This window comes from Ekhidna sp. (assembly GCF_965228795.1).
Taxonomy (GTDB): domain Bacteria; phylum Bacteroidota; class Bacteroidia; order Cytophagales; family Cyclobacteriaceae; genus Ekhidna.
Window position 1 is genome coordinate 1,156,979 of the sequence record NZ_OZ245839.1, and the last position, 23,605, is coordinate 1,180,583.

A 23,605-nucleotide genomic window follows, 5' to 3' on the forward strand; every position below is an offset into this window, starting at 1 on the left:
ATGAGAAAAGCAAAACCAAAAAAGAGATACATCCTTCCTGATCCAATTTATCAGGATACTCTTGTTACCAAATTTGTCAACAATCTTATGATGGATGGTAAGAAGAGTGTCTCTTACAAAATTTTCTATAATGCGATCAATCAGGTTGAGGAAAAGACTGGCGAAAGCGGTCTTGAGACTTGGAAAACAGCTCTAAGTAATATCATGCCGTCTGTTGAGGTAAAAGCACGACGAGTAGGAGGAGCAAACTTCCAGGTGCCAATCGAAGTTCGACCTGAAAGAAAAATTTCACTTGGTATCAAATGGATGATCAAGTACGCAAGACTTAGAGGCGAAAAAACCATGGAAGATCGTCTTGCAAATGAAATTATTGCTGCATCAAAAGGTGAAGGAGCCTCTGTGAAGAAAAAAGACGATATGCACAGAATGGCTGAAGCTAATAAAGCATTCTCACACTTCAGATTCTAAGAACCAAAATGGCAAGAGACTTAAGACTTACAAGAAATATCGGTATCGCAGCACACATTGATGCCGGAAAAACAACCACTACTGAGCGTATTCTTTATTACGCTGGTGTAAAGCACAAAATTGGTGAAGTACACGATGGTGGTGCTGAAATGGATTGGATGGAGCAGGAGCAAGAGCGTGGTATCACCATCACATCTGCTGCGACTACCGTATTCTGGAAATATAAAGACGATGATTACCATATAAACATCATTGATACTCCGGGACACGTTGACTTTACAGTTGAGGTGAACCGATCACTACGAGTATTAGATGGTTTGGTATTCCTTTTTAGTGCGGTAGATGGTGTTGAGCCTCAGTCAGAAACTAACTGGAGATTAGCAGACAATTATAAGGTAGCCCGAATCGGATTCGTTAATAAAATGGACCGAGCTGGAGCTGACTTCCTTAATGTATGTAAGCAAGTAAAAGAAATGCTTGGCACCAAAGCTGTGCCACTTCAATTACCAATCGGTGCTGAGGAAAACTTCAAGGGAGTTGTTGACCTTGTTGAAAACAAAGCCTATGTCTGGAATGAAGAAGACATGGGTATGACTTTCGAAGAAATCGACATTCCTGCAGATATGCAGTCTGATGTTGATGAATACAGAGAGCACCTGGTAGAATCAGTAGCTGAATACGATGAGGTGCTGATGGAAAAATATTTTGAAGATCCTGACAGTATCACAAGAGATGAGATTGTAGCTGCTTTGAGAGCTGCTACTATTGATTTGGCTTTCGTGCCAATGCTTTGTGGATCTGCCTTTAAAAACAAGGGAGTTCAAACGCTATTAAACTACGTGATGGAATTACTTCCATCTCCGCTAGATAGAGACAGTATTGTTGGAACTAACCCTGACACAGAAGAAAAAACATCAAGAAAGCCATCTTCGGATGAACCATTCGCTGCGTTGGCATTCAAGATTGCTACTGACCCATTCGTAGGTAGACTTTGTTTCGTGCGTTCGTATTCAGGTACGTTAGAGTCTGGCTCTTACGTTTTCAATACGCGTACAAGCAAGAAAGAGCGTATCTCCAGAATTTTCCAGATGCATGCTAACAAGCAGAATCAAATTGATCAACTGCATTGTGGAGATATCGGAGCGGTAGTTGGATTTAAAGATATCAAGACTGGTGATACACTTTGTAACGAGAAAGCTAAGATTGTATTAGAATCTATGGTTTTCCCAGATCCGGTAATTGGATATGCGATTGAGCCAAAGGCACAGGCTGACGTGGATAAGTTAGGAGTAGCGATTGGTAAGCTTGTTGAAGAAGACCCAACGCTGCAGGTTGAAACGAATCACGAAACGGGTCAAACCATTCTTAAAGGAATGGGAGAGCTTCACCTTGATATTATCATTGATCGTCTGAAAAGAGAGTTTAAGGTTGAAATCAACCAGGGAGCTCCTCAGGTTGCATATAAAGAAGCAATTACGACTTCTGTAGAGCACAAAGAAGTTTATAAGAAGCAGTCTGGTGGTCGAGGTAAGTTTGCTGATATTGTATTCGAGATCGGACCAAAAGACGAAGATCACGAAGAAGCAGGACTTCAATTTGTTAATCAAATTGTTGGAGGTGTTATTCCAAAAGAATTCATCCCTGCAATCCAAAAAGGATTTGAGCAAGCAATGGTTAACGGACCATTAGCAGGTTACCCTGTTGATAATATGAAAGTTAGATTGTATCATGGATCCTTCCACGATGTGGATTCAGATTCACTATCATTCGAACTTGCTGCAAGATCAGGGTTTAAAGCTGCTGCTCAAAAATGTGGCCCGGTAATCCTTGAGCCAATCATGGCTGTTGAGGTTGTTACTCCGGATGAGTACACTGGGACAATCACCGGTGATTTGAATAAGAGAAGAGGTATGATGAAGGGAATGGACACAAGAGGAACCTCAACTGTAGTGAAGGCAGATGTGCCATTATCAGAATTATTCGGATATGTGACTGACCTAAGAACAAATAGTTCAGGTAGAGCAACAGCTTCATTAACATTCTCGCACTACGATCAAGTGCCTAAGAATATTGCTGAAGGCATTATTGCTGAAGTAAAAGGCACAGCTAACGTATAAAGATTAGAAGATGAACCAAAAAATTAGAATAAAACTAAAGTCTTACGACCACAATCTGGTTGACAAGTCTTCTGAGAAAATTGTTCGAGCAGTAAAAACTACTGGAGCAGTTGTAAGTGGACCAATTCCATTGCCTACTGTGAAGGAAAAATTCACTGTACTTAAGTCACCTCACGTGAACAAAAAAGCTAGAGAGCAATTTCAACTTTGCACTTACAAAAGATTGGTAGATATCTACAGTAACAGTGCAAAAACAGTTGACGCACTAATGAAGCTTGAGCTTCCTAGTGGAGTAGACGTAGAGATTAAAGTATAATCCGGTTTTAACCGGCCTAAAGAACCAATTGGTCTATATCGATTGGTTCTTTTTTTGTCTAAAAAATAACCGATCAAATTTTTTGTTCGGCATGTGGATTTGCTATCTTTGCAGTCCTTTTCACGAAAAGTTTGCCTGAGAGGGTAATTAAAAGATATAAACGAGTAGAAAATGCCTGGTTTAATAGGAAGGAAAGTAGGAATGACTAACGTCTTCGACGAGAACGGTAAAAGCATCGCTTGTACCCTTGTTGAGGCTGGTCCTTGCGTCGTGACCCAAGTTAAGAACGAAGAGTCTGACGGATATAGAGCTGTGCAGTTGGCATACGGTGAGCGAAAGGAAAAAAACACACCTAAAGCGCTTCAGGGTCATTTTGCGAAGGCAAAGACTACTCCTAAGCAAAAGGTGGTTGAATTCAGAGATTTCAGAGAAGAGTTTGAAGATAAAATTAAACTTGGAAATGAGATCAAAATTGAAGACGTATTCAATGAGCAAGACTATGTTGATGCCATTGGTACTACAAAAGGTAAAGGTTTTCAGGGAGTTGTGAAACGACATGGTTTCGGCGGTGTTGGTCAGGCAACTCACGGTCAGCATAATAGAATGAGAGCACCAGGATCTATTGGTGCAGCATCATTTCCATCTAGAGTTTTCAAAGGCCTTAGGATGGCTGGTAGAACTGGCGGTGAGAGAGTGAAGGTACTGAACCTTAGAATCGTGAAGGTATATCCTGAAAATAACCTAGTGTTAGTATCCGGATCAATCCCTGGAGCTAAAAATTCATTCGTAATACTTGAGAAGTAATCATGAAGGTAGCTGTATTAAATATTAAAGGAGAGGAAACAGGTAGAGAAATCAGCCTTGACAAGAGCGTATTCGGCATAGAGCCAAATGAGCACGCAGTTTACCTTGATGTAAAAAGTTACTTAGCTAATCAGCGACAAGGAACTGCAAAAACTAAAGAAAAAGGAGAGATCACTGGTTCTACCAGAAAGATCAAAAAACAAAAAGGTACAGGTACAGCCCGTGCTGGTAGTATAAAGTCTCCTATTTTCAGAGGTGGAGGAACCATTTTTGGTCCTAAGCAAAGAGATTATGGATTCAAGCTTAATAGGAAGGTGAAAAAATTGGCTAGAAAGTCAGTACTTTCTTCAAGAGCAAAAGAAAAAGCAATTCAGATTTTGGAAGACTTCACTTTTGAAGCACCAAAAACTAAAGAATTCATCAGTATCCTAAATAGCCTTTCATTATCAGACAAAAAAGCATTGTTTTTAGTGTCTGATAAAAACAAGAACGTTTTCTTGTCATCAAGAAATCTTAAAAAGGCACATGTTTCAACTGTTGATGAGGTGAGTACTTACGATCTAATCAACGCAGAGCGATTGATTATCTGTGAAGGGTCTCTTGATCAACTAAAAGAAAGATTGAACTAAGATGGGAGTTTTAATAAAACCATTAGTTACTGAAAAAGTATCCGCTCTGAATGAGCACGGTAAGTACGGATTCGTAGTTACGAAGGATGCTAACAAGGTTCAGATTAAGGCTGAAGTTGAAAAAACTTACGGTGTTACTGTTGAATCTGTAAACACGATGATTCAGCCTGGTAAATCAAAGAGAAGATATACCAAGTCAAGAGTCATTGAAGGAAGAACCCCGGCGTACAAAAAAGCAGTAGTGCAGGTGGCTGAGGGAGATATAATCGATTTTTATAGCGGGATATAATATAAAGAAATGGCTGTAAAAAAACTTAAACCGACTACCCCAGGACAGAGATATAGAATGGCTCCTGTCTTTGATGACGTAACCAAATCGACTCCAGAGAGATCATTGGTTACAGTTACTAAAAGAAATGGTGGTAGAAATAATCAGGGACGAATGACTGTCCGAAATGTAGGAGGTGGTCATAAGCGTAAGCTTAGAATCATCGACTTCAAAAGAGACAAGCATGGAGTTCCTGCAACAGTAAAGGCAATTGAGTACGATCCGAACAGATCTGCAAGAATTGCATTGCTTTACTACGCCGACGGTGAAAAAAGATACATTCTAGCTCCAGCCGGATTGGAAGTTGGAACAGTGGTAAACTCTGGTAAAGGGATTGCACCTGAAGTAGGTAATGCACTTTTCCTTTCAGATATACCTCTAGGTACAATCATTCATAATATCGAGCTAAAACCTGGTAAAGGTGGAGTGATGGCAAGAAGTGCCGGAACCTATGTGCAGTTGGTAGCGAGAGAAGGAAAATACTCTACAGTAAAACTTCCTTCAGGTGAAATGAGAATGGTACTTAATACATGTCTTGCGACAGTGGGTACTGTTTCTAACTCTGATCACATGAGTGTGAGACTAGGCAAAGCTGGAAGAAACAGGTGGTTAGGAAAGAGACCTAGAGTAAGAGGTGTAGCCATGAACCCTGTTGATCACCCAATGGGTGGTGGTGAAGGAAGATCTTCCGGAGGTCACCCAAGATCTAGAAATGGTCTTTACACTAAGGGTATGAAGACCCGAAGACCAAATAAGTATTCTGATAAGCAGATAGTTAAACGAAGGAAATAATGTCAAGATCATTAAAAAAGGGACCTTATATAGACTTTCGTCTTGAGAAGAAAGTTGACGCGATGAATGAGTCGGGAAAGAAGTCTGTGATTAAGACTTGGTCAAGAAGATCAATGATTTCTCCGGATTTCGTAGGTCACACTTTCGCTGTACATAATGGAAATAAATTCATCCCTGTTTTCGTAACTGAAAATATGGTAGGACATAAACTTGGCGAATTTGCACCAACGAGAAACTTCAGAGGACACATTGCCAAGAAGGATAAAGGTAAAAGATAAGAGCACCAATGGAAGCTGAAAAGAAATTAAAGAAATCAGTACGCATCAGACTTCAAAAAGAAGCTGATAAGAAATTCCGTGAAGAGAACAAAGGAAAGCTCGGTGCGGTAAAATCATCACTGAGAAACGTTCCAACTTCTCCTCGAAAGATGAGACTTGTTGCGGACATGATTAGAGGTGAGCGTGCCAATGTTGCTCTTAATATTCTTAGGTTCGATGCACACCATGCCTCGAATACTATTGAGAAATTGCTTCTTACTGCAATCGCTGACTGGCAAATGCAGAATGAAGATATCAGCATCGAAGAAGCTGACCTTTATGTGAAGGAAATCTATGTAGACAGTGCGAGAATGCTTAAGAGATTAAGACCTGCACCTCAAGGACGAGCTCACAGAATCAGAAAAAGATCAAATCACGTGACTATCGTAATTGATAATCACAATCAGGATACAAACGAAACTAAAGAAAGCAACAAGTAATGGGACAAAAAGTAAACCCAGTTGGATTTAGATTAGGAGTTATTAAAGGGTGGGATTCTGCCTGGTTTGATAGCAAGTCCTATGCTGACAAAATTGTTGAAGACAACAAAATACGCAAGTACATCGCTGCTCGTATGCCAAAAGGCGGTATTTCAAAAGTAGTGATTGAGCGAACGTTGAAAAGAATAACCCTTACAGTTCATACTGCTCGTCCGGGTGTGGTAATTGGTAAAGGGGGATCTGAAGTAGATAAGATCAAAGAAGAGTTGAAAAACTTGACTGGTAAAGATCTTCAGATCAACATTTTCGAAATCAAAAGACCTGAATTAGATGCTAAGCTAGTAGGTGAATCTATCGCTCAGCAGCTTCAGGCAAGAATCTCTTTCCGAAGAGCTATGAAGCAAGCAATCGCTTCTTCTATGCGAGTTGGAGCTCAGGGAATTAAAATTAAATGCTCAGGAAGACTAGGTGGAGCTGAGATGGCGAGAAGTGAGCAGTATAAAGAGGGTAGAATTCCTCTACATACTTTGAGAGCTGATATTGATTATGCAATCACAGAAGCTCATACCATTTATGGAAAAATTGGTATCAAAGTGTGGATTTTTAAAGGAGAAGTTTTCGGTAAGAGAGACCTTTCTCCGAATGTAGGTCAATCAGGTGGCGGAAATAACGCACCAGGTGGAGCTCCGAATAGAAGGAGAAGAGAAAATAGAAGAAGAAAGTAAAGTTTTGTAAAGCATGTTACAGCCAAAACGAACGAAATTTAGAAAAATGCAAAAAGGCCGAGTGAAGGGTCTTGCTCAACGTGGGCATAGACTAGCATTCGGAACTTTTGGAATCAAGGCAATGGAGCCGGGATGGATTACAAGTCGTCAGATAGAGGCGGCAAGGATCGCCATGACCAGAGCTATGAAAAGAGAAGGTCAGGTTTGGATCCGAATCTTTCCAGACAAGCCTGTGACTAAGAAGCCAGCAGAAGTAAGGATGGGTAAAGGTAAAGGAGCTCCTGAGTATTGGGTAGCTACTGTTAAGCCTGGAACTGTTCTTTTCGAGGCAGCAGGAGTAGATATCGAGTTGGCTAAAGAAGCTTTAAGATTAGCAGCACAGAAGTTGCCAATCACGACAAAATTCACATTAGCAAAAGATTATAAGCCAGAGTAATGAAAAATTCTGAATTAAGAGGATTGAGTCTGGACGAGCTGAAAAACAAGCTTGCAGTAGAGAAGGAGAACTACGCCAAACTAAAGTTTGCACATAGCATTACTCCAATCGAGAACCCAATGAAAATTCGTGAGAATAGAAGATTGGTGGCAAGAATTCAGACAGAAATAAGAGCCAAAGAATTAAACCAAGTTGCTGAAGCAAGCAAATAATTTTCAGTAATGGAAAGAAATTTAAGAAAAGAAAGAATCGGACAAGTGGTGAGCAATAAAATGCAGAAAAGCATCACGGTAGCTGTTGAACGAAAAGTTAAGCACCCGATCTACGGAAAGTTTGTGAGAAAAACCACTAAGCTCACTGCTCATGATGAGAAGAACGATTGCAATATCGGAGATACTGTAAAAGTGATGGAAACTCGTCCAATGAGCAAAAGCAAAAGATGGAGATTGGTTGAAATTATTGAAAGAGCAAAATAATGGTACAGCAGGAGTCAAGATTATCTGTTGCGGACAATAGCGGCGCTAAAGAAGTGCTAGTTATCCGTGTGCTTGGTGGCACCAAGAAGCGATATGCTTCTGTTGGTGACAAAGTGATTGTGACTGTTAAGCATGCACTTTCATCAAGTAGTTTGAAAAAAGGAACTGTTTCAAGAGCTGTTGTAGTACGAACTAAAAAAGAAGTTCGAAGAAAAGACGGAAGCTATATTCGATTCGAGGATAATGCTGCTGTACTTCTCACTGCAAACGATGAGCCAAGAGGAACCAGGATCTTCGGTCCGGTTGCCAGAGAGCTTAGAGAGAAGCAGTTTATGAAAATTGTATCATTAGCACCTGAAGTACTTTAATGATGAGCAAAATAAAATTTCACGTAAGAAAAGGAGATACTGTCAAGATCATTGCCGGTAACGACAAAGGGAAATCCGGTAAAGTACTTGAAGTGGATACCACAAAGTATAGAGCTGTTGTTGAGGGAGCTAACATGGTAACCAAGCATGTTAAGCCTTCTGCTGAAAATCCTGAAGGAGGAATCCAGCAAACAGAAGCTGGAATTCATTTAAGTAATCTTATGGTGGTTGATCCATCTTCTGGAGATGCTTCTCGAATAGGCAGAAAGAAAAATGCAGACAACAAGCTGCAGAGATATTCAAAAAAATCAGGAGAATTTATCACTAATGGCTAGTCCTAGATTAAAAGAAAAATATAGCAAAGAAATTATCTCTCATTTGAAGGATAAATTTCAGTATAAATCGGTAATGGAAGTGCCGAAGCTAACCAAGATCGCCATCAATAAAGGAATTGGTGCTGCTGTATCTGATAAGAAGTTAGTTGACGTAGGGGTTGAGGAGCTTACAATGATCTCAGGTCAAAAAGCTGTTCCTACCATAGCTAAGAAGTCAGTTTCAAACTTTAAGTTACGAGAAGGAATGCCGATCGGAGCTAAAGTAACGCTACGCGGAGATAAGATGTATGAATTCCTTGACAGATTGGTAACAATCGCATTGCCTCGAGTAAGAGACTTCAAAGGAATTAGAGAAAAGGGGTTTGACGGAAGAGGTAACTATACACTAGGTGTACAAGAGCAAATCATCTTCCCTGAAATCAGTATCGATAAAGTAAACAAAATTACAGGTATGGATATCACGTTTGTGACAACAGCACAAACTGATGAAGAGAGTCTAGAATTATTAAGATCTCTTGGTATGCCGTTTACTTCAAAGAAGAACTAAGAAATTATGGCTAGAGAAGCAGTAAAAGCGAGAGAAAGAAAAAGAGAAAAGCTTGTAGCAAGATACGCTGAGAAAAGAAAAGCTTTGAAAGAAGCTGGAGATTATCAGGCGTTGGATAAGCTACCAAGAAACTCTTCAAAGGTGAGATTGCATAACAGATGTAAGCTTACAGGTAGGCCTAAGGGCTATATGAGGAGATTTGGTATCTCTAGGGTGACATTCAGAGAGATGGCATCCGAAGGAAAAATACCAGGTGTAACAAAAGCAAGCTGGTAGATTTAAAATCTTCCTTTCGTTTCAAAATATAAATTATTATTTTTGCACCCCCTTTTTCAGAGGGGGATAAGTGTGTTTAAGAAATGGTAACAGACCCGATAGCAGATTATTTAACAAGGGTTCGCAATGCAATAACAGCGAACCACCGTGTAGTAGAGGTGCCTGCTTCTAATTTAAAGAAGGAGATCACTAAGGTATTGCACAGCAAGGGCTTCATCCGAAACTACAAGTTTGAGGAAGATGGCAAGCAGGGCATTATTAAAATTGCCTTGAAATACAATCCTCAGACCAAACAGTCGGCAATAACAAGCCTGCAGCGTGTTAGTACGCCAGGGCTTAGAAAATATGCCGCGGCGGATACCCTGCCAAGAGTATTGAATGGTCTTGGTATCGCAATTTTATCTACATCTAAAGGTGTGATTTCTGACAAGGAAGCACGTCGAGAAAATGTAGGTGGAGAAGTTTTATGTTACGTGTATTAATAGAATTGAGATGTCAAGGATAGGAAAAGCACCAATAAATATACCTGAAGGAGTTTCAATCACGGTTGATAAGAATACCGTGAGTGTAAAGGGTCCTAAAGGTGAGCTGACTCAGCAAATAGATCCGGATATCACTTGTAAAGTGGAAGACGGAGTGATGACAGTAGAGCGTCCAACTGAGCAGAAAAGACATAAGTCATTACACGGACTGTACCGATCATTGGTAAATAACATGGTCGAAGGTGTAAGTAATGGATTCAAGAAGGAGATGGAGCTTGTAGGTGTTGGTTACAAAGCGACTGTTCAAAACAACGTATTGGAGCTTAACCTTGGATACTCACACAGTATATACTTTGCTGTACCGGAAGAAATCAAGGTTTCTGCTGAGACAGAAAAAGGAAAAAATCCTAAGGTGACTGTTGAAGGAATAGACAAACAGCTAGTTGGTCAGATTTCAGCAAAAATCAAGTCACTTAGAAAAGTGGAGCCATACAAAGGAAAAGGTATTCGCTTCATTGGAGAACAAATTAGAAGAAAAGCTGGTAAAACTGCTGCTAAATAATAAGACATGGCAATTACTAAAACAGCAAGAAGAAAAAGACTTAGACTGGGTATTCGAAGAAAGATTTCGGGTACTGCAGAAAGACCTAGAGTGTCTGTATTCAAAAGCAACAAGGGTATTTATGCCCAGCTTATTGATGATGTAAATGGTAAAACATTGGCATCAGCTTCTACGAAAGAAATTGGTAAGCCAAACTTGAACGTAGAGGTAGCTAAGGAAGTAGGGAAGAAGCTAGCAGAGAATGCAAAGAGTGCAGGCATTGAAACAGTCGTTTTTGATAGGGGCGGATATCCATATCATGGTCGTGTTAAGTCATTAGCTGAAGGTGCTCGAGAAGGAGGATTAAAATTCTAAGGAACAGAAATTATGTCACAAAGCAATATAAGATCTATAAAAGCAAGTGAAATCGACCTTCAGGAGCGAGTAGTTGCGATCAAAAGAGTAGCGAAAGTAGTAAAAGGTGGTCGTCGATTCAGCTTCTCTGCTATCGTAGTAGTAGGAGATGGAAATGGTGTTGTTGGATACGGACTTGGTAAGGCAAATGAGGTTACTGACGCGATTACTAAAGGTATCGATGATGCCAAAAAGAATCTAGTGAAAGTGCCAGTATTCAAAGGAACTGTTCCACATGAAGCGATTGGAAAGTTTGGTGGAGGTTTGGTACTTCTTAAGCCTGCAGCAGCTGGTACTGGTGTAATTGCCGGTGGAGCGATGCGTGCAGTATTGGAGAGTGCCGGAGTGCATGATGTACTTGCTAAATCGAAAGGGTCTTCAAACCCACACAATGTGGTAAAGGCAACTTTTGATGCGTTGAATAAAATGAGAGACCCATTTGCTGTTGCACAGCAAAGAGGAGTGTCATTAGATAAAGTTTTCAATGGCTAAGAAAATGGGAAAAGTATTAATCACACAGAAGAGAAGTACAATCAAGCGTCCTAAAAACCAGCAAAAAACGATGGTTGCTTTAGGTCTTGGTAAAATCAATAAGTCCGTTGAAAAAGAATTAAATCCTTCAATTGAGGGGATGATCAAAACGGTGAATCACTTAGTAGAAGTTAAAGAGCTGTAAACATGAGACTTGAATCATTAAAGCCTGCAGAAGGCTCAACAAAAAATAGAAAGCGAGTAGGTAGAGGACAAGGCTCTGGAAGAGGTGGTACATCTACTAGAGGACATAAAGGTGCTCAATCAAGATCCGGTTATTCAAGAAAAACCGGTTTTGAAGGAGGGCAGATGCCTCTACAAAGAAGAGTTCCAAAGTTTGGTTTCAAAAACAACAATAAAGTTGTATCTAAGCCAATCAACCTGGATGATCTTCAGAAACTAAGTGAAGCAAAAAAACTAAAAGAAGTTACTCCTGAGATCCTTAAAGAAAATGGTCTTGCTCAGAAAAACGATATTATCAAAGTTTTGGGTAGAGGCGAATTAAAGGCAGGACTAAAAGTTACAGCACATAAATTCTCAAAATCTGCTCAGGAAGCAATTGAGAAAGCTGGTGGATCAATTACAGTAGTTGAATAATGAAGAAATTCATAGATACCATACGAAACATTTTTTCAATTGAGGAGCTAAGAACCAGAATCCTAAATACAATAGGGTTTTTGGTGATTTTTAGAATTGGCTCTTTCATAGTACTTCCTGGTGTGGATCCGTCACAGCTTGGTGGAGAAGCGAGTGGTATCTTTGGATTATTGGATACCTTTTTAGGAGGTGCATTTAGCAATGTATCGATTTTCTCCCTAGGTATCATGCCCTACATTTCGGCATCCATCGTGTTGCAGTTAATGACAGTGGCTGTTCCTTATTTTCAGAAACTCCAGAAAGAGGGAGATAGTGGAAGAAAGAAAATCAATCAACTTACAAGAGTACTGACCATAGCCATTTGCTTTGCGCAAGGATTCAGTTTCGTATCAGCGGCTGTGCCGGCTGAAGCGATCATAAATAATACCTTCTTCTGGAAGTTTACTTCAGTAATCATAATCACTTCAGGAACCATCTTCTGTATGTGGCTTGGAGAGAAAATTACTGATAAAGGTATTGGAAATGGTATCTCAATGCTCATTATGATTGGTATTATAGCTCAGTTCCCTGGAAGTATTGCTGCTGAAGCAATCACAAGAGGAATGAGCGAGATGTTACTTTTTATTCTGGAACTGGTTGCGCTGTTCTTTGTTGTACTTGTTACAGTAGCCTTAGTACAGGCTGTAAGAAGAGTACCAGTACAGTATGCGAAACAAGTCGTTGGCAATAAGGTATATGGAGGTCAAAGACAGTACATTCCATTGAAAGTGAATGCTTCCGGTGTAATGCCTATCATCTTTGCTCAGTCAATCATGTTCCTTCCGGCTATGTTGGCTGGATTGTGGAGAGAGGAAAGTGACTTTGCTAACTATGTAGGTACCACATTCTCGGACTTCACATCATGGCAGTATAATTTAACGTTTGCGATTATGATTATCGTATTCACATTCTTTTACACTGCCATTACAATCAATCCTAATCAGATTGCAGATGATATGAAAAGAAATGGTGGTTTTGTACCGGGCGTAAAACCGGGTAAACAAACTGCTGATTTCTTAGACAATATTTTGTCAAGAATTACACTACCAGGATCGATCTTCCTGGCGATTATCGCTATCCTTCCTGCCTTTGCAATGATAGCAGGAGTGAATCAGGGTTTTGCCCAGTTCTACGGAGGAACATCGTTATTGATTATGGTTGGTGTTATCCTTGATACCCTTCAGCAGATTGAGAGCTACCTACTCATGAGGCATTATGAAGGAATGATGAAATCAGGTAGAGTAAAAGGAAGAACTCAAGCAGCATAATGGCAAAACAAGCATCCATAGAACAAGACGGTACGATTGTGGAAGCATTGTCAAACGCAATGTTTAGAGTAGAACTTGAAAACGGTCACGAGGTGATCGCGCATATCTCAGGAAAGATGAGAATGCACTACATCAAGATTTTACCGGGAGATAAGGTGAAGTTGGAGATGTCACCGTATGACTTAACAAAAGGAAGAATAGTTTATCGCTATAAATAACAGTCATAGACTGATAAAATAGAAAAGAAATGAAAGTAAGAGCATCCGTAAAAAAACGAAGCGTTGATTGCAAAGTGATCAGGAGGAAAGGGAAGCTTTATGTAATCAATAAAAAGAATCCAAAGTTTAAACAGAGACAAGGATAATTATGGCAAGAGTTGCAGGAGTAGATATTCCCGATAACAAGCGAGGCGAGATTGCCTTGACTTACATCTTCGGCATTGGTAAAACATCAGCTCAAAAGATTTTGGCTGAAGCCGGTGTAGATCCGAACAAAAAAGTTCAGGACTGGACTGACGATGAAGGTGGTAGTGTAAGAACTGCTATCCGAGAAAAATACAAGGTAGAAGGTGTTCTCAAGGGAGAGATACAAATGAGTATCAAACGATTATTGGATATCGGTTGTTACAGAGGCCTTCGTCATAGAAAGGGTCTTCCGGTAAGAGGACAGCACACCAAGAATAATGCTCGAACTCGAAAAGGCAAGAGAAAAACGGTTGCTAACAAGAAGAAAGCTGTTAAGTAATAGATAGATGGCACAAAAGAGAAAAGATAAAGCTAAAAAGAGAGTTGTTGCGGTTGATGCGATTGGCCAAGCTCATATTAAAGCATCATTCAACAATATCATCATTTCAATGACCAACGGAACCGGTCAGGTTATCAGCTGGGCTTCAGCGGGTAAAATGGGTTTCCGTGGTTCTAAAAAGAATACGCCATACGCTGCTCAGGTTGCTGCACAAGAGTGTGCACAAAAAGCTTATGACCTGGGTTTACGTAAAGTAGAGGTTTTTGTGAAAGGACCTGGATCAGGAAGAGAGTCTGCCATCAGAACTATCCAAAATACGGGAATTGAAGTTACCATGATCAAAGATGTAACTCCACTGCCTCACAATGGATGTAGACCACCGAAAAGAAGAAGAGTTTAAGATATTAAATAGTTATAGATAATGGCAAGATATACTGGGCCTAAGACTAAAATTTCAAGACGATTTGGAGAGCCAATCTTCGGAGCTAGCAAAGCGCTACAGAAGAAGGCTTACCCTCCGGGTCAGCATGGAAGAGGCAGAAGAAAGAAGCAATCTGAATACGCTATCCAGCTGGCTGAAAAGCAAAAAGCGAAGTACACGTATGGTGTATTGGAGCGTCAGTTCGCTAATGTCTTTGACAAGGCTTCAAGAAAAAGTGGAATTACAGGTGAAATCTTACTTCAATTATTGGAAGCAAGATTGGATAATACCGTATTCCGATTAGGTATTGCGCCTACAAGAAGAGCTGCAAGACAACTCGTTTCACACAAGCACATTACTGTGAATGGTGAGATAGTTAATGTACCTTCTTACACATTAAGAAATAACGACATCATTGGTGTTAGAGAGAAATCAAAGTCTCTTGAAGCTATTACTGATAGCCTATCATCTAATGCTAGAAGCTATTCCTGGTTGGAATGGGATTCTGCCAGCATGTCTGGTAAGTTTTTGAACTCTCCTAGTAGAGAGGAAATCCCTGAAAACATCAAGGAACAGTTGATCGTCGAATTGTACTCTAAGTAAACACTCAAAAAATAAGATATATGTCTATCCTAGCATTTCAAATGCCGGAAAAAGTGGTAATGGAAAAAGCAGATGATTTCCATGGCCTCTTTACTTTCAAACCCCTTGAAAAAGGTTACGGTGTTACAATCGGTAATGCTTTAAGAAGAATTCTTCTATCTTCTTTGGAGGGTTATGCAATCACGGGTGTGAAAATACCAAGTGTGCTGCATGAGTTCTCTACCATCGAAGGTGTAGTTGAGGATGTGAGTGAAATGATCTTGAACCTGAAAATGGTTCGTTTCAAGAAGATTGAAGAAGTTGCTGACGGATCTATCACCGTAAATGTTTCCAACATGAAGAAACTAACAGCCGGTGACCTTGCTAAAGCAACTACCTCCTTTGAGATCTTAAATCCTGACCATGTGATTTGTCACCTAGATGAATCAGCAAAGTTTGAGATGGAATTGACCATTTCAAAAGGTAGAGGATATGTAGGTGCAGATGAGAATAAGCCAGCAGAGCAAAATTTTGGTTTCATCGCTATCGATTCAATATTTACGCCAATTAAGAACGTAAAATATAGCGTTGAGAACACAAGGGTAGAGCAGAAAACTGACTATGAGCAGTTAACGCTTGATATTGAGACTGATGGATCTATCCACCCTGAAAATGCTCTTAAAGGCGCAGCAAATATTTTAATTCAACACTTCATGTTGTTCTCTGATCAGAATATGATCCTGGAGACTCAAGAAGCTGGTGAGCCAGAGCAGGTAGATGAAGAGCTATTGCACATGAGAAAGATGCTTAAGACTAATCTTAATGATCTTGATCTGTCAGTAAGAGCTTACAACTGTCTGAAAGCTGCTGATGTAAGAACTCTTGGAGACCTTGTGTCTCTTGAGATTTCTGATATGATGAAGTTTAGAAATTTCGGTAAGAAGTCACTTGCTGAATTGGAGCAATTGGTTTCAGATAAAGGCCTTACTTTCGGTATGGATCTTAGCAAATACAAATTGGAGGAAGAATAATGAGACACGGAAAGAAATTTAATCACCTTGGTAGAAAGACTGCACATAGAAGTGCAATGCTTTCTAATATGGCTTCTTCTCTTATCATGCATAAGAGAATCAATACCACTGTAGCTAAGGCGAAAGCGCTTAGAAAATTTATTGAGCCAATTCTTACCAAGTCAAAAACAGATGATACTCACTCCAGAAGAGTGGTATTCTCTTACCTTCAAGATAAAGAATCTGTTACTGAGCTATTTAATAATGTAGCCGGAAAGATTGCAAGTCGCCCGGGTGGATATACCAGAATAATTAAAACTGGTGCTAGACTTGGTGATAATGCAGAGATGTGCATGATGGAATTGGTTGACTTCAATGAATTACTTCTTAGCGAAGCGGATAGCGGAAAAGCTAAAACCAGAAGATCGAGAAGAGGCGGTAAGAGTAAAACGAAGAAAGAGGAGACGAAAGCTGAAGCAGTAGAGGTGAAAGAGGAAGAAGTGGCGGAAGCAAAAACTGAAGAAGTGAAGGAAGAAGCCAAGGCTGAGGAAGTTGAAACTAAAGCTGAGGAAACAGAGGAGCCGAAAGCAGAGGCTAAGGAAGAGTCTAAAGACGAAGACAAGAAGAAAGAAGATTAAGTGTCTATTTCTCCAAAAATATATAAGCCATTCACGTTTTAGTGGATGGCTTTTTTATTGCCCAATCCGTAACTATTTTTGCTCCCCAGTATGAAATACCCTATCCGTAAGAAAGCAACACTTTTACTACAAGACGGCACCACATTTACTGGATACTCCATTGGTAAACAAGGTACATCAGGCGGAGAAATCTGCTTTAATACCGGAATGACCGGATACCAGGAGATATACACTGATCCGTCCTATTATGGTCAAATCATTGTGAATACTACCTCTCACATAGGAAACTATGGAGCAATAGACGAAGAGGTAGAAAGTGACTCACCAACAATCAAAGGATTGGTAGTCAATGATTTTTCACACATCTATAGTCGGACAAAGGCAACAGAAAGTCTTCAGGAATTTTTGGAGAAAAACAATACTGTTGGCATTGCCGGTGTAGATACCAGAAAAATTGTCCGCCATATTCGTACTAAAGGTGCAATGAATGCGATTATCTCCTCAGAACTGGAAGGAGATGCTCTACAGGCAGAGCTAGATAAAATTCCTAGTATGGAAGCACTAGAGCTTTCTACTCAGGTTACAACAAAAGAACCTTATGAACTAGGTGAAGATAACGATGGCTTTAAAGTGGCTGTGTTGGATCTTGGAATAAAGAAATCTATTCTGAAAAATCTGGTGAACAGAAATTGTCATTGCCGAATATTTCCAGCAAAAACAACTTTCACAGAAATGGAGAAATGGAATCCAGACGGATATTTCATTTCGAACGGGCCTGGTGATCCGGCGGTGATGGATTATGCATCCAATACGGTGAAAGAAATTTTGGATGCTAACAAGCCAACATTCGGCATCTGTATGGGTAGTCAGATACTGGCACTGGCAGTAGGCATCCCAACGTATAAAATGCATCATGGACACAGAGGACTCAATCATCCTGTAAAGAATTTGAATACAGGATTGAGTGAAGTCACATCTCAGAATCACGGGTTTGCTGTGGAAATGGATGCCTTAAAAAAATCAGATGTTGCTGAGTTAACTCATATTGATTTGAATCATAATACAGTTGAAGGTCTGAGACTGAAAAACAAGCCGGCATTTGCTGTGCAATATCACCCGGAATCTTCTCCGGGACCCAACGATTCTATTTATCTATTTGACGATTTTATCCAACTAATAAAAGACAATAAGTAATGAGCGTTATCGAAAGTGTATTTGCCCGTCAGATTATGGACTCCCGAGGTAACCCTACTGTAGAGGTAGAGGTAATCACAGAAGATGGCTACATTGGAAGAGCTGCGGTTCCTTCAGGTGCATCCACAGGAGAGCATGAAGCAGTGGAACTCAGAGACGGTGACAAGTCTCGGTATATGGGTAAAGGTGTTCAAAAGGCGGTAGATAACGTGAACGATATCATTGCTCCTGAAATTGAGGGGCTTTTAGTTGTGGAGCAGGCTTATATCGATCAGTTGATGATTGATTTAGATGGTACACCAAATAAGTCAAAGCTTGGCGCTAATGCAATATTAGGGGTGTCTTTAGCTGTTGCTCATGCAGGAGCTGATGCATGCCAATTGCCACTCTATAGATATATTGGAGGGGCCAATGCGAAAACGCTTCCTGTACCAATGATGAATATTATCAATGGTGGTTCTCACTCTGATGCTCCTATAGCATTTCAGGAATTTATGATTCGCCCAGTAGGTGCACCTACTTTTACTGAAGCATTACGAATGGGTGGCGAAGTTTTTCATAATTTGAAAGCAATCATCCATGACAAAGGGTTAAGCACAGCAGTAGGGGATGAAGGCGGTTTTGCACCAAACTTTGAAGGTGGTACTGAGGAAGCCCTGGAAAGTGTTTTAGCGGCTATTGAAAAGGCAGGATATAAGCCGGGTAAAGATGTTACTATCGCACTCGATTGTGCATCTTCTGAGTTTTTTGAAAATGGCGTATACGACTACAGCAAATTTGAAGGACCTAACGGCGCTAAGCGATCTAGTGAAGAGCAAGCTGAATACCTTGCTGAGTTAGTAGATAAATACCCTATTGATAGTATTGAAGATGGTTGTGATGAAAACGACTGGGAAGGCTGGAAGAAGGTAACAGCGAAGATCGGGGACAAATGTCAATTGGTAGGTGATGACCTGTTGGTAACCAATGTGAAGTTTCTAGAGAAAGCCATTAAAGAAAACGCTGCAAACTCCATTTTGATAAAAGTAAATCAAATCGGTACGCTAACTGAAACTTTGGATGCGATCGAAATGGCACACAAAGCAGGATGGACGGCAGTCGTATCACATCGTTCCGGAGAGACGGAAGATGCTACCATTGCTGATATAGCTGTTGCTACAAATAGTGGTCAGATTAAGACCGGTTCGATGAGTAGGTCAGATAGAATGGCCAAATACAATCAGCTGCTGCGTATAGAAGAGGAGCTGGGAGAGGTAGCGATTTATCCGAGTAATAAATAAGATCAAGCAATAAGAATATTGAAGCCTCCATTTGGAGGCTTTTTTTGTTTAGCACGATCTATTCTATAGAAAGTTTGGCTAAATCCCTTTTAAGCCGCTCATTACCCAAAGCTTTTTGCGTGTTTTTGTACATCTGATCTTCAGATCCTTGCTGGCCAAGCAAAAGATTTGCAGCCATGTGTCCATAAGTCATGGTGCCTTTTGCTCCTACTCCTGACATTCCACCTATGAGAACCGCATTCTTATCAAATGTCCCATCTTCAAGGGGTAAGTTGGTAACGAGAGGTACTTCTGATTTTGTAAGCGAGTAGACGCAGGAATAACCATCGAAGTACTCCAAATCTTTTTTCTCTATGGCTAATCCAATCATTTTCAGGTAGTCTACCGTTTGTTCAGTGCTCCATTCTTTTTCCTGATCAGTTAAGGGCTGGGACCACACATCGTCCAGGTTTTCGATTTCAGTTCGCTTAAAATGGCCACCAATTTTTAAAATCGGGACACCATCTGCGTCAAACTTTTCAATCATCGAGTAAAATAACTCTGAGTGAAGTTTGATGACAGGGTAAGCATCAATCAGTTTTTTCTTTTGCAATTCACTTAGTTGATTGTAAGCTGTTGGTTTGATTTTCAAAAAAGAAAGGAACAAGCGCTTTGGAGTGATGAGTTGATCAATGGCTGGTGATAGGTTTTTTAATAACCTACCATTGTATGGGCCGGCTGCTGCTACAATACGATCTGTCTTAATGGTTTTTTTAACCTGTTTCTTTTTATTATAAATAGTCACCTCATATCCTTGACTATTACGTTTGATGTTGCTTACGTGATGATTATACAATATCTCTCCTCCTGAATACTTAATTCCGACATGAAGCTTTTTTATAAGTGCATGAGGGTTCATGGTGCCTGAATACTGTCGGTATTCACGGATAATTTTTAAGGAATCAGGTATCGCAAGTTCAAATTTTGAAGCAGCGGTTGCTGCGTCCATTGCCAAGGCAATGCTATCTGAAGATGAATCAAGTAGTGTGTCGGGTTGATCAAGGTTGAAGACTTCAATTTCTTCTGAGGTTTCCGGATAGAAAATGTATGTAACAGGAGACGTGGTGTAGATGTCATCCATCGAATGGATTTGAGACTCTTTGGTATTCAGGAAGTCGATCAACTTTTTCGTTTCCTCAATGCCTCTAATTTGTAGATAGGCATAAATATCATTTGCAGGACCTAAGCTGCGGGAGATTCGGGCTTCACCCAGACTAGAACCTGAAGTGTAAATAGAATCTTGTTGTTCCAGTAAAATGACTGACTCTCCATTTTGTACTAAGTGCCAGGCAGTGGCACTTCCCATTTAATCCGCCTCCAATGACTACAATTGGTTGCATCTCATGTTTCGTTTGGCATGACATGAAAATTAAAGCAATACTTGCACGGATAAACCATCGTCTCATATGGAAAGTTAATGGATTTGTTAGTGGCATATTGTGTACCACAAGGGTACGAGCTGATTTCTTTTAAGTATGAATCGAGATAAGAGATGCTTAAGCTTGTGTTTCAGTTGCTGTTATTTCATTCTTCAATTCTATCAATTCTTCTAAATCGTTCATTTCTACTTTTATACCTTTCTTCCTTATTTGAGTAATTAGTATAAGTGCTCCAATAACATATCCAACATCCATAATTATCATCCAGTGCAGCTCAATGTATTTGCTGAATTCAGGCGTTAACATGTAAAAACCCAGCGTATACAATGACACTATTGTAACCGTAATTGGCCCGTGAATCTTCTTCCTGAATTTATAAAATTTTAAAGCGCTGTTGATATTTTTAAGTGCCTCATGGGTTGAATCAATTTGTTTCGATTTGACCACACTTACCCATTCAATGAGTATTCGTAAGGCTAATCCTCCTATCATTAATGCCACCCCGATTTTACTTAACAGGTCTTGAAATGGAGTCACATGATAGAAAAACAATGAAATTATGATAAGCGTAATGATCAGTATTGACATATTACCATAGTGTGAATACCTGACGTTTCTTTTCTTCTTCCTTGCTTGTTCTCTCACCTCATCAATAGTAAGCGTCGAACTTTTGGTAGAGGCCTTTACTTCCTTCCACTGGCTTTTGAGTTTATTCAATTCGTCATCCATTGCTCATTAGTTTTTTTAATTTCTTTTTTATTCTATGAATCTTAACCCTAAGATTGGTTTCTGAAATACCAATAACCTCAGCAATCTCTTCATATTCCAGTTCCTCCAATATCATCATGATAATAAGCCTATCGACTTCATTGAGCTGATTGATGGCTACATACAATTCATTTTGTCTTTCTACGCTGGATATGTTGCTCTCTTCTTCCAGGTCATTTTCAACCGTGCTTAAATCGATAAGTGTTTGACGTTTGTTTTTTCGATGGTATTGAAGGCAGGTGTTTACCGTGATGCGGTATATCCATGTCTTATATGAAGACCTGCCTTCAAACCTTTCCATCGCGTTCCAGGTGCTGATAAATACCTCCTGCGTAAGATCCTTTGCTATGTCCTGATCACCACACACAAACCCCAGACACATTTGAGAGACCATGGATTGATATTTGTCAAAAATGGATTGAAAATCAGATGGGTTAGGAGTGCTCATTTAGCCAGAAAGCTATTTACTTTTTCATAAAACCAGTCTTCCTGATCAAACATGATGAAATGCCTGCTGTCTTCGGCAATTACAACTTGTTTGTTCTGTACATCTTTAAATTGGTTTTCGAATGTCGTTCGAACTGTCTCTGCATCAGGGAATGGTGCACCAATGATCAATGTTTTGGCCTTTACATTCGGCAAAGATTCCCTGATATCCAATTTTAATAAGTCAGTGTAACCGTAGACATACGTCTTTCTATCTGCATCCAATATCCATTGGATGAGCGTTTCTACTTTCTCTTCTTTTAGAGTCATGTATTTGGCCATCATTGCTGCATTTTGTCTGAATGAAATGCTATCCATGCTCAACATTTGATTATTGTATGGACTATCATATTGAAGCGTCTAAGCAGGCACATTAGGCATCATTACTTCGCGCATGCACGGTAAACCATCTACGACAATTAATCGATTGATTCGATCTGGTAATTCAGCGGCAAGGTCTGCGCCTAAGGTGCCACCCATGCTATGGCCTATGATATTGAGGTCTTTAAGGTTGTTTTGAACAATGTATTCGATGAGTTCTTCTTTGATGGTGCTATACCATGGCATTTCTATTGCTTCTATCCCGTTGAATCCGGCATATGAAACAACATGACTTTCAAATTCACCCTTAAGGTTCTGAATGGTCTCACTCCAAACCGTACCGGGACTTGTAAAGCCTGGTAAGAACATAATCACCTCTCCGCTACCTGACTTATCAACTCGAATAGCAGAACCGGCTGTAGATGCCAAATAAAATGATAGAAATGTAAGTGTTAATAATAGCTTTTTCATTTTTGTTTTTACCCTTGGATGCAAGCTCAATTGAATTGTTACACGCTACTAATATTTTTTTAATAACTATAATAATAGTTGTATAATTATAGTATTGCTTCATGAAGGAATTGACCAAAGCAGAAGAACAACTCATGCAGATCCTATGGGTGCTGGAAAAGGCCTTTCAGCCTTGTTTAGTGTCTTCAAAAACCTTATCTCTATTTCGTTGGAACACGAACTAAGGTAATGTTGAGTGAATTTCAAATGCAATTGATTTTAACATCCTCGTCACGGAAGAGGACGAGGTGAGGTAACGGCCACTCAGTAATTATGTCGGTGTGTTAGTATTTCTTTTGTCTCAAAGAGTTTGAGTCAACAACAGTTAAAGTACGCTCGAAAGATAGGTTGGAGTTAGAAGTTAGGCGGTCAACGATCTTTGCCGTTTCAAGAGGATCGGCAGGTTGTTGCCTAATGAAAATGATTCCTGCGTTTGGTTTGAATCCATGTTTGAAAATGAGTTCGCCATAATCACTGTCATAGGTGATTATGGTTCGATCTTGCTCCATAGCAGTTTTCATCACATATTCATCAGAGATTCCTGAATCATCCACCCCTATTGAAGTGATGTCAAATCCTTTCGATTTTAAATGGTTGACACTTGCGATAGAACATTTTCGTTCGCTAAGAATTTCAAGGGTTAAATAAGTTAGGCGTTGGAATAAAGAAGCCCATCCTTCATGCAGTCCTGTATGTATGCGAAAACGGCTTGTAAGGATTCGTTTGTTAAGCGAGGATAATTCTCAAGAATCTGCTGTTCAGACCATCCTTGAGCAAGCAAACCAATAATATGCTCAACGGAAATTCTAGTTCCCTTGACCGTTGGCTTACCTAAAAGCACTTTATTGTCCGATATTACATATTCTCGCCATTCCATATTTCAAAGTTACGAAGAATTAGCAGGAAAGTTGATCTAGGAGTAGATGCTCACAGAATAATAATAACTATAAAAATAGTTGTATAATTATAATTATAGTTATAGTATTG

Annotated in this window: 40 protein-coding genes; 33 read left to right on the forward strand and 7 right to left on the reverse strand. The window is 39.9% G+C overall.

Features of this window, described 5'->3' with window-relative positions:
* From rpsG to eno, 33 genes are all read left to right on the forward strand, one after another.
* On the forward strand, positions 1-468 hold the full coding sequence (rpsG, locus tag ACQK2H_RS05300) for a 30S ribosomal protein S7 (RefSeq protein ID WP_425390420.1): 468 nt from the start codon (positions 1-3) through the stop codon (positions 466-468).
* Positions 469-476: 8 nt separating this feature from the next.
* On the forward strand, positions 477-2,585 hold the full coding sequence (gene fusA / locus ACQK2H_RS05305; protein WP_425390421.1) for an elongation factor G: 2,109 nt from the start codon (positions 477-479) through the stop codon (positions 2,583-2,585).
* Positions 2,586-2,595: 10 nt separating this feature from the next.
* Positions 2,596-2,901: a 30S ribosomal protein S10 gene (rpsJ, locus tag ACQK2H_RS05310; RefSeq protein WP_089356797.1), complete on the forward strand. Its 306-nt coding sequence runs from the start codon at positions 2,596-2,598 to the stop codon at positions 2,899-2,901.
* Between the two features lie 171 nt (positions 2,902-3,072).
* A complete protein-coding gene (gene rplC / locus ACQK2H_RS05315) occupies positions 3,073-3,705 on the forward strand; it encodes a 50S ribosomal protein L3 (protein WP_425390422.1) in 633 nt (210 codons plus the stop codon).
* Between the two features lie 2 nt (positions 3,706-3,707).
* A complete protein-coding gene (gene rplD, locus ACQK2H_RS05320) occupies positions 3,708-4,334 on the forward strand; it encodes a 50S ribosomal protein L4 (RefSeq protein WP_425390423.1) in 627 nt (208 codons plus the stop codon).
* Position 4,335: 1 nt separating this feature from the next.
* Positions 4,336-4,623, forward strand: a complete 288-nt coding sequence (gene rplW, locus ACQK2H_RS05325; protein WP_425390424.1) for a 50S ribosomal protein L23 — start codon at positions 4,336-4,338, stop codon at positions 4,621-4,623.
* A 9-nt stretch (positions 4,624-4,632) separates the two neighbouring features.
* The gene (rplB, locus tag ACQK2H_RS05330) at positions 4,633-5,454 is read left to right on the forward strand and encodes a 50S ribosomal protein L2 (RefSeq protein WP_425390425.1); all 822 of its coding nucleotides are present in this window, start codon (positions 4,633-4,635) and stop codon (positions 5,452-5,454) included.
* Positions 5,454-5,732 (forward strand): 30S ribosomal protein S19, encoded by a 279-nt coding sequence (gene rpsS / locus ACQK2H_RS05335; protein WP_349564682.1) that lies wholly within the window; start codon positions 5,454-5,456, stop codon positions 5,730-5,732. The genes rplB and rpsS overlap by 1 nt, the downstream gene beginning before the upstream one ends.
* Before the next feature lie 8 nt (positions 5,733-5,740).
* On the forward strand, positions 5,741-6,211 hold the full coding sequence (gene rplV, locus ACQK2H_RS05340; protein WP_425390426.1) for a 50S ribosomal protein L22: 471 nt from the start codon (positions 5,741-5,743) through the stop codon (positions 6,209-6,211).
* Positions 6,211-6,936: a 30S ribosomal protein S3 gene (rpsC, locus tag ACQK2H_RS05345; protein WP_425390427.1), complete on the forward strand. Its 726-nt coding sequence runs from the start codon at positions 6,211-6,213 to the stop codon at positions 6,934-6,936. The genes rplV and rpsC overlap by 1 nt, the downstream gene beginning before the upstream one ends.
* 13 nt (positions 6,937-6,949) lie before the next feature.
* On the forward strand, positions 6,950-7,372 hold the full coding sequence (gene rplP, locus ACQK2H_RS05350) for a 50S ribosomal protein L16 (protein ID WP_425390428.1): 423 nt from the start codon (positions 6,950-6,952) through the stop codon (positions 7,370-7,372).
* Positions 7,372-7,584 (forward strand): 50S ribosomal protein L29, encoded by a 213-nt coding sequence (rpmC, locus tag ACQK2H_RS05355; RefSeq protein ID WP_425390429.1) that lies wholly within the window; start codon positions 7,372-7,374, stop codon positions 7,582-7,584. The genes rplP and rpmC overlap by 1 nt, the downstream gene beginning before the upstream one ends.
* 9 nt (positions 7,585-7,593) lie before the next feature.
* Complete coding sequence (gene rpsQ, locus ACQK2H_RS05360; RefSeq protein ID WP_089356807.1) at positions 7,594-7,848, forward strand: 30S ribosomal protein S17; 255 nt, start codon at positions 7,594-7,596, stop codon at positions 7,846-7,848.
* Entirely contained in the window at positions 7,848-8,216 is a 369-nt protein-coding gene (gene rplN / locus ACQK2H_RS05365) for a 50S ribosomal protein L14 (RefSeq protein ID WP_089356808.1), read from the forward strand. Before rpsQ ends, rplN begins: the two co-directional genes overlap by 1 nt.
* A gap of 2 nt (positions 8,217-8,218) precedes the next feature.
* Positions 8,219-8,551: a 50S ribosomal protein L24 gene (rplX, locus tag ACQK2H_RS05370; RefSeq protein WP_425390430.1), complete on the forward strand. Its 333-nt coding sequence runs from the start codon at positions 8,219-8,221 to the stop codon at positions 8,549-8,551.
* Complete coding sequence (gene rplE / locus ACQK2H_RS05375; RefSeq protein WP_425390431.1) at positions 8,544-9,098, forward strand: 50S ribosomal protein L5; 555 nt, start codon at positions 8,544-8,546, stop codon at positions 9,096-9,098. Before rplX ends, rplE begins: the two co-directional genes overlap by 8 nt.
* Positions 9,099-9,104: 6 nt before the next feature.
* Positions 9,105-9,374, forward strand: a complete 270-nt coding sequence (rpsN, locus tag ACQK2H_RS05380) for a 30S ribosomal protein S14 (protein WP_349564666.1) — start codon at positions 9,105-9,107, stop codon at positions 9,372-9,374.
* Between the two features lie 83 nt (positions 9,375-9,457).
* Entirely contained in the window at positions 9,458-9,856 is a 399-nt protein-coding gene (gene rpsH, locus ACQK2H_RS05385; protein WP_425390432.1) for a 30S ribosomal protein S8, read from the forward strand.
* Positions 9,857-9,866: 10 nt separating this feature from the next.
* A complete protein-coding gene (gene rplF / locus ACQK2H_RS05390) occupies positions 9,867-10,418 on the forward strand; it encodes a 50S ribosomal protein L6 (protein WP_425390433.1) in 552 nt (183 codons plus the stop codon).
* A gap of 6 nt (positions 10,419-10,424) precedes the next feature.
* Complete coding sequence (gene rplR / locus ACQK2H_RS05395) at positions 10,425-10,772, forward strand: 50S ribosomal protein L18 (protein ID WP_425390434.1); 348 nt, start codon at positions 10,425-10,427, stop codon at positions 10,770-10,772.
* A gap of 12 nt (positions 10,773-10,784) precedes the next feature.
* On the forward strand, positions 10,785-11,303 hold the full coding sequence (rpsE, locus tag ACQK2H_RS05400) for a 30S ribosomal protein S5 (RefSeq protein ID WP_425390435.1): 519 nt from the start codon (positions 10,785-10,787) through the stop codon (positions 11,301-11,303).
* Between the two features lie 4 nt (positions 11,304-11,307).
* Positions 11,308-11,487 (forward strand): 50S ribosomal protein L30, encoded by a 180-nt coding sequence (gene rpmD / locus ACQK2H_RS05405; RefSeq protein WP_425390436.1) that lies wholly within the window; start codon positions 11,308-11,310, stop codon positions 11,485-11,487.
* A gap of 2 nt (positions 11,488-11,489) precedes the next feature.
* Positions 11,490-11,939 carry a 50S ribosomal protein L15 gene (gene rplO, locus ACQK2H_RS05410; protein WP_425390437.1) on the forward strand — a complete coding sequence of 150 codons (450 nt, stop codon included), beginning with the start codon at positions 11,490-11,492 and terminating at the stop codon, positions 11,937-11,939.
* Complete coding sequence (gene secY, locus ACQK2H_RS05415) at positions 11,939-13,246, forward strand: preprotein translocase subunit SecY (RefSeq protein ID WP_425390438.1); 1,308 nt, start codon at positions 11,939-11,941, stop codon at positions 13,244-13,246. The genes rplO and secY overlap by 1 nt, the downstream gene beginning before the upstream one ends.
* Positions 13,246-13,464, forward strand: a complete 219-nt coding sequence (gene infA, locus ACQK2H_RS05420; protein ID WP_089356818.1) for a translation initiation factor IF-1 — start codon at positions 13,246-13,248, stop codon at positions 13,462-13,464. The genes secY and infA overlap by 1 nt, the downstream gene beginning before the upstream one ends.
* Positions 13,465-13,493: 29 nt before the next feature.
* Positions 13,494-13,610 carry a 50S ribosomal protein L36 gene (gene rpmJ / locus ACQK2H_RS05425; RefSeq protein WP_089356819.1) on the forward strand — a complete coding sequence of 39 codons (117 nt, stop codon included), beginning with the start codon at positions 13,494-13,496 and terminating at the stop codon, positions 13,608-13,610.
* A 2-nt stretch (positions 13,611-13,612) separates the two neighbouring features.
* The gene (gene rpsM / locus ACQK2H_RS05430) at positions 13,613-13,990 is read left to right on the forward strand and encodes a 30S ribosomal protein S13 (protein WP_350217612.1); all 378 of its coding nucleotides are present in this window, start codon (positions 13,613-13,615) and stop codon (positions 13,988-13,990) included.
* 7 nt (positions 13,991-13,997) lie between these two features.
* Positions 13,998-14,390, forward strand: coding sequence for a 30S ribosomal protein S11 (rpsK, locus tag ACQK2H_RS05435; RefSeq protein ID WP_350217613.1), 393 nt, complete (start codon positions 13,998-14,000; stop codon positions 14,388-14,390).
* Positions 14,391-14,411: 21 nt separating this feature from the next.
* The gene (gene rpsD / locus ACQK2H_RS05440) at positions 14,412-15,014 is read left to right on the forward strand and encodes a 30S ribosomal protein S4 (protein WP_425390439.1); all 603 of its coding nucleotides are present in this window, start codon (positions 14,412-14,414) and stop codon (positions 15,012-15,014) included.
* A gap of 20 nt (positions 15,015-15,034) precedes the next feature.
* Positions 15,035-16,024, forward strand: coding sequence for a DNA-directed RNA polymerase subunit alpha (locus ACQK2H_RS05445; RefSeq protein WP_425390440.1), 990 nt, complete (start codon positions 15,035-15,037; stop codon positions 16,022-16,024).
* Positions 16,024-16,641 carry a 50S ribosomal protein L17 gene (gene rplQ, locus ACQK2H_RS05450; protein WP_425390441.1) on the forward strand — a complete coding sequence of 206 codons (618 nt, stop codon included), beginning with the start codon at positions 16,024-16,026 and terminating at the stop codon, positions 16,639-16,641. The genes ACQK2H_RS05445 and rplQ overlap by 1 nt, the downstream gene beginning before the upstream one ends.
* A gap of 90 nt (positions 16,642-16,731) precedes the next feature.
* Complete coding sequence (carA, locus tag ACQK2H_RS05455; protein WP_425390442.1) at positions 16,732-17,835, forward strand: glutamine-hydrolyzing carbamoyl-phosphate synthase small subunit; 1,104 nt, start codon at positions 16,732-16,734, stop codon at positions 17,833-17,835.
* Complete coding sequence (gene eno / locus ACQK2H_RS05460; protein ID WP_425390443.1) at positions 17,835-19,115, forward strand: phosphopyruvate hydratase; 1,281 nt, start codon at positions 17,835-17,837, stop codon at positions 19,113-19,115. The genes carA and eno overlap by 1 nt, the downstream gene beginning before the upstream one ends.
* A 58-nt stretch (positions 19,116-19,173) precedes the next feature.
* Here the strand turns inward: eno and ACQK2H_RS05465 are convergent, their stop codons facing one another.
* The 7 genes from ACQK2H_RS05465 to ACQK2H_RS05495 form a co-directional block, all read right to left on the reverse strand.
* The gene (locus ACQK2H_RS05465; protein ID WP_425390444.1) at positions 19,174-20,460 is read right to left on the reverse strand and encodes an FAD-dependent oxidoreductase; all 1,287 of its coding nucleotides are present in this window, start codon (positions 20,458-20,460) and stop codon (positions 19,174-19,176) included.
* A 190-nt stretch (positions 20,461-20,650) separates the two neighbouring features.
* Positions 20,651-21,262 (reverse strand): hypothetical protein, encoded by a 612-nt coding sequence (locus tag ACQK2H_RS05470; RefSeq protein WP_425390445.1) that lies wholly within the window; start codon positions 21,260-21,262, stop codon positions 20,651-20,653.
* Complete coding sequence (locus tag ACQK2H_RS05475; RefSeq protein ID WP_425390446.1) at positions 21,255-21,749, reverse strand: RNA polymerase sigma factor; 495 nt, start codon at positions 21,747-21,749, stop codon at positions 21,255-21,257. The genes ACQK2H_RS05470 and ACQK2H_RS05475 overlap by 8 nt, the downstream gene beginning before the upstream one ends.
* Positions 21,746-22,105 (reverse strand): alpha/beta fold hydrolase, encoded by a 360-nt coding sequence (locus tag ACQK2H_RS05480; protein WP_425390447.1) that lies wholly within the window; start codon positions 22,103-22,105, stop codon positions 21,746-21,748. Before ACQK2H_RS05480 ends, ACQK2H_RS05475 begins: the two co-directional genes overlap by 4 nt.
* A gap of 42 nt (positions 22,106-22,147) precedes the next feature.
* Complete coding sequence (locus tag ACQK2H_RS05485) at positions 22,148-22,579, reverse strand: alpha/beta fold hydrolase (RefSeq protein WP_425390448.1); 432 nt, start codon at positions 22,577-22,579, stop codon at positions 22,148-22,150.
* Positions 22,580-22,902: 323 nt separating this feature from the next.
* Complete coding sequence (locus ACQK2H_RS05490) at positions 22,903-23,337, reverse strand: DUF5615 family PIN-like protein (RefSeq protein ID WP_425393126.1); 435 nt, start codon at positions 23,335-23,337, stop codon at positions 22,903-22,905.
* Positions 23,268-23,495 carry a DUF433 domain-containing protein gene (locus tag ACQK2H_RS05495; protein WP_425390449.1) on the reverse strand — a complete coding sequence of 76 codons (228 nt, stop codon included), beginning with the start codon at positions 23,493-23,495 and terminating at the stop codon, positions 23,268-23,270. The genes ACQK2H_RS05490 and ACQK2H_RS05495 overlap by 70 nt, the downstream gene beginning before the upstream one ends.
* Positions 23,496-23,605: the final 110 nt, after the last annotated feature.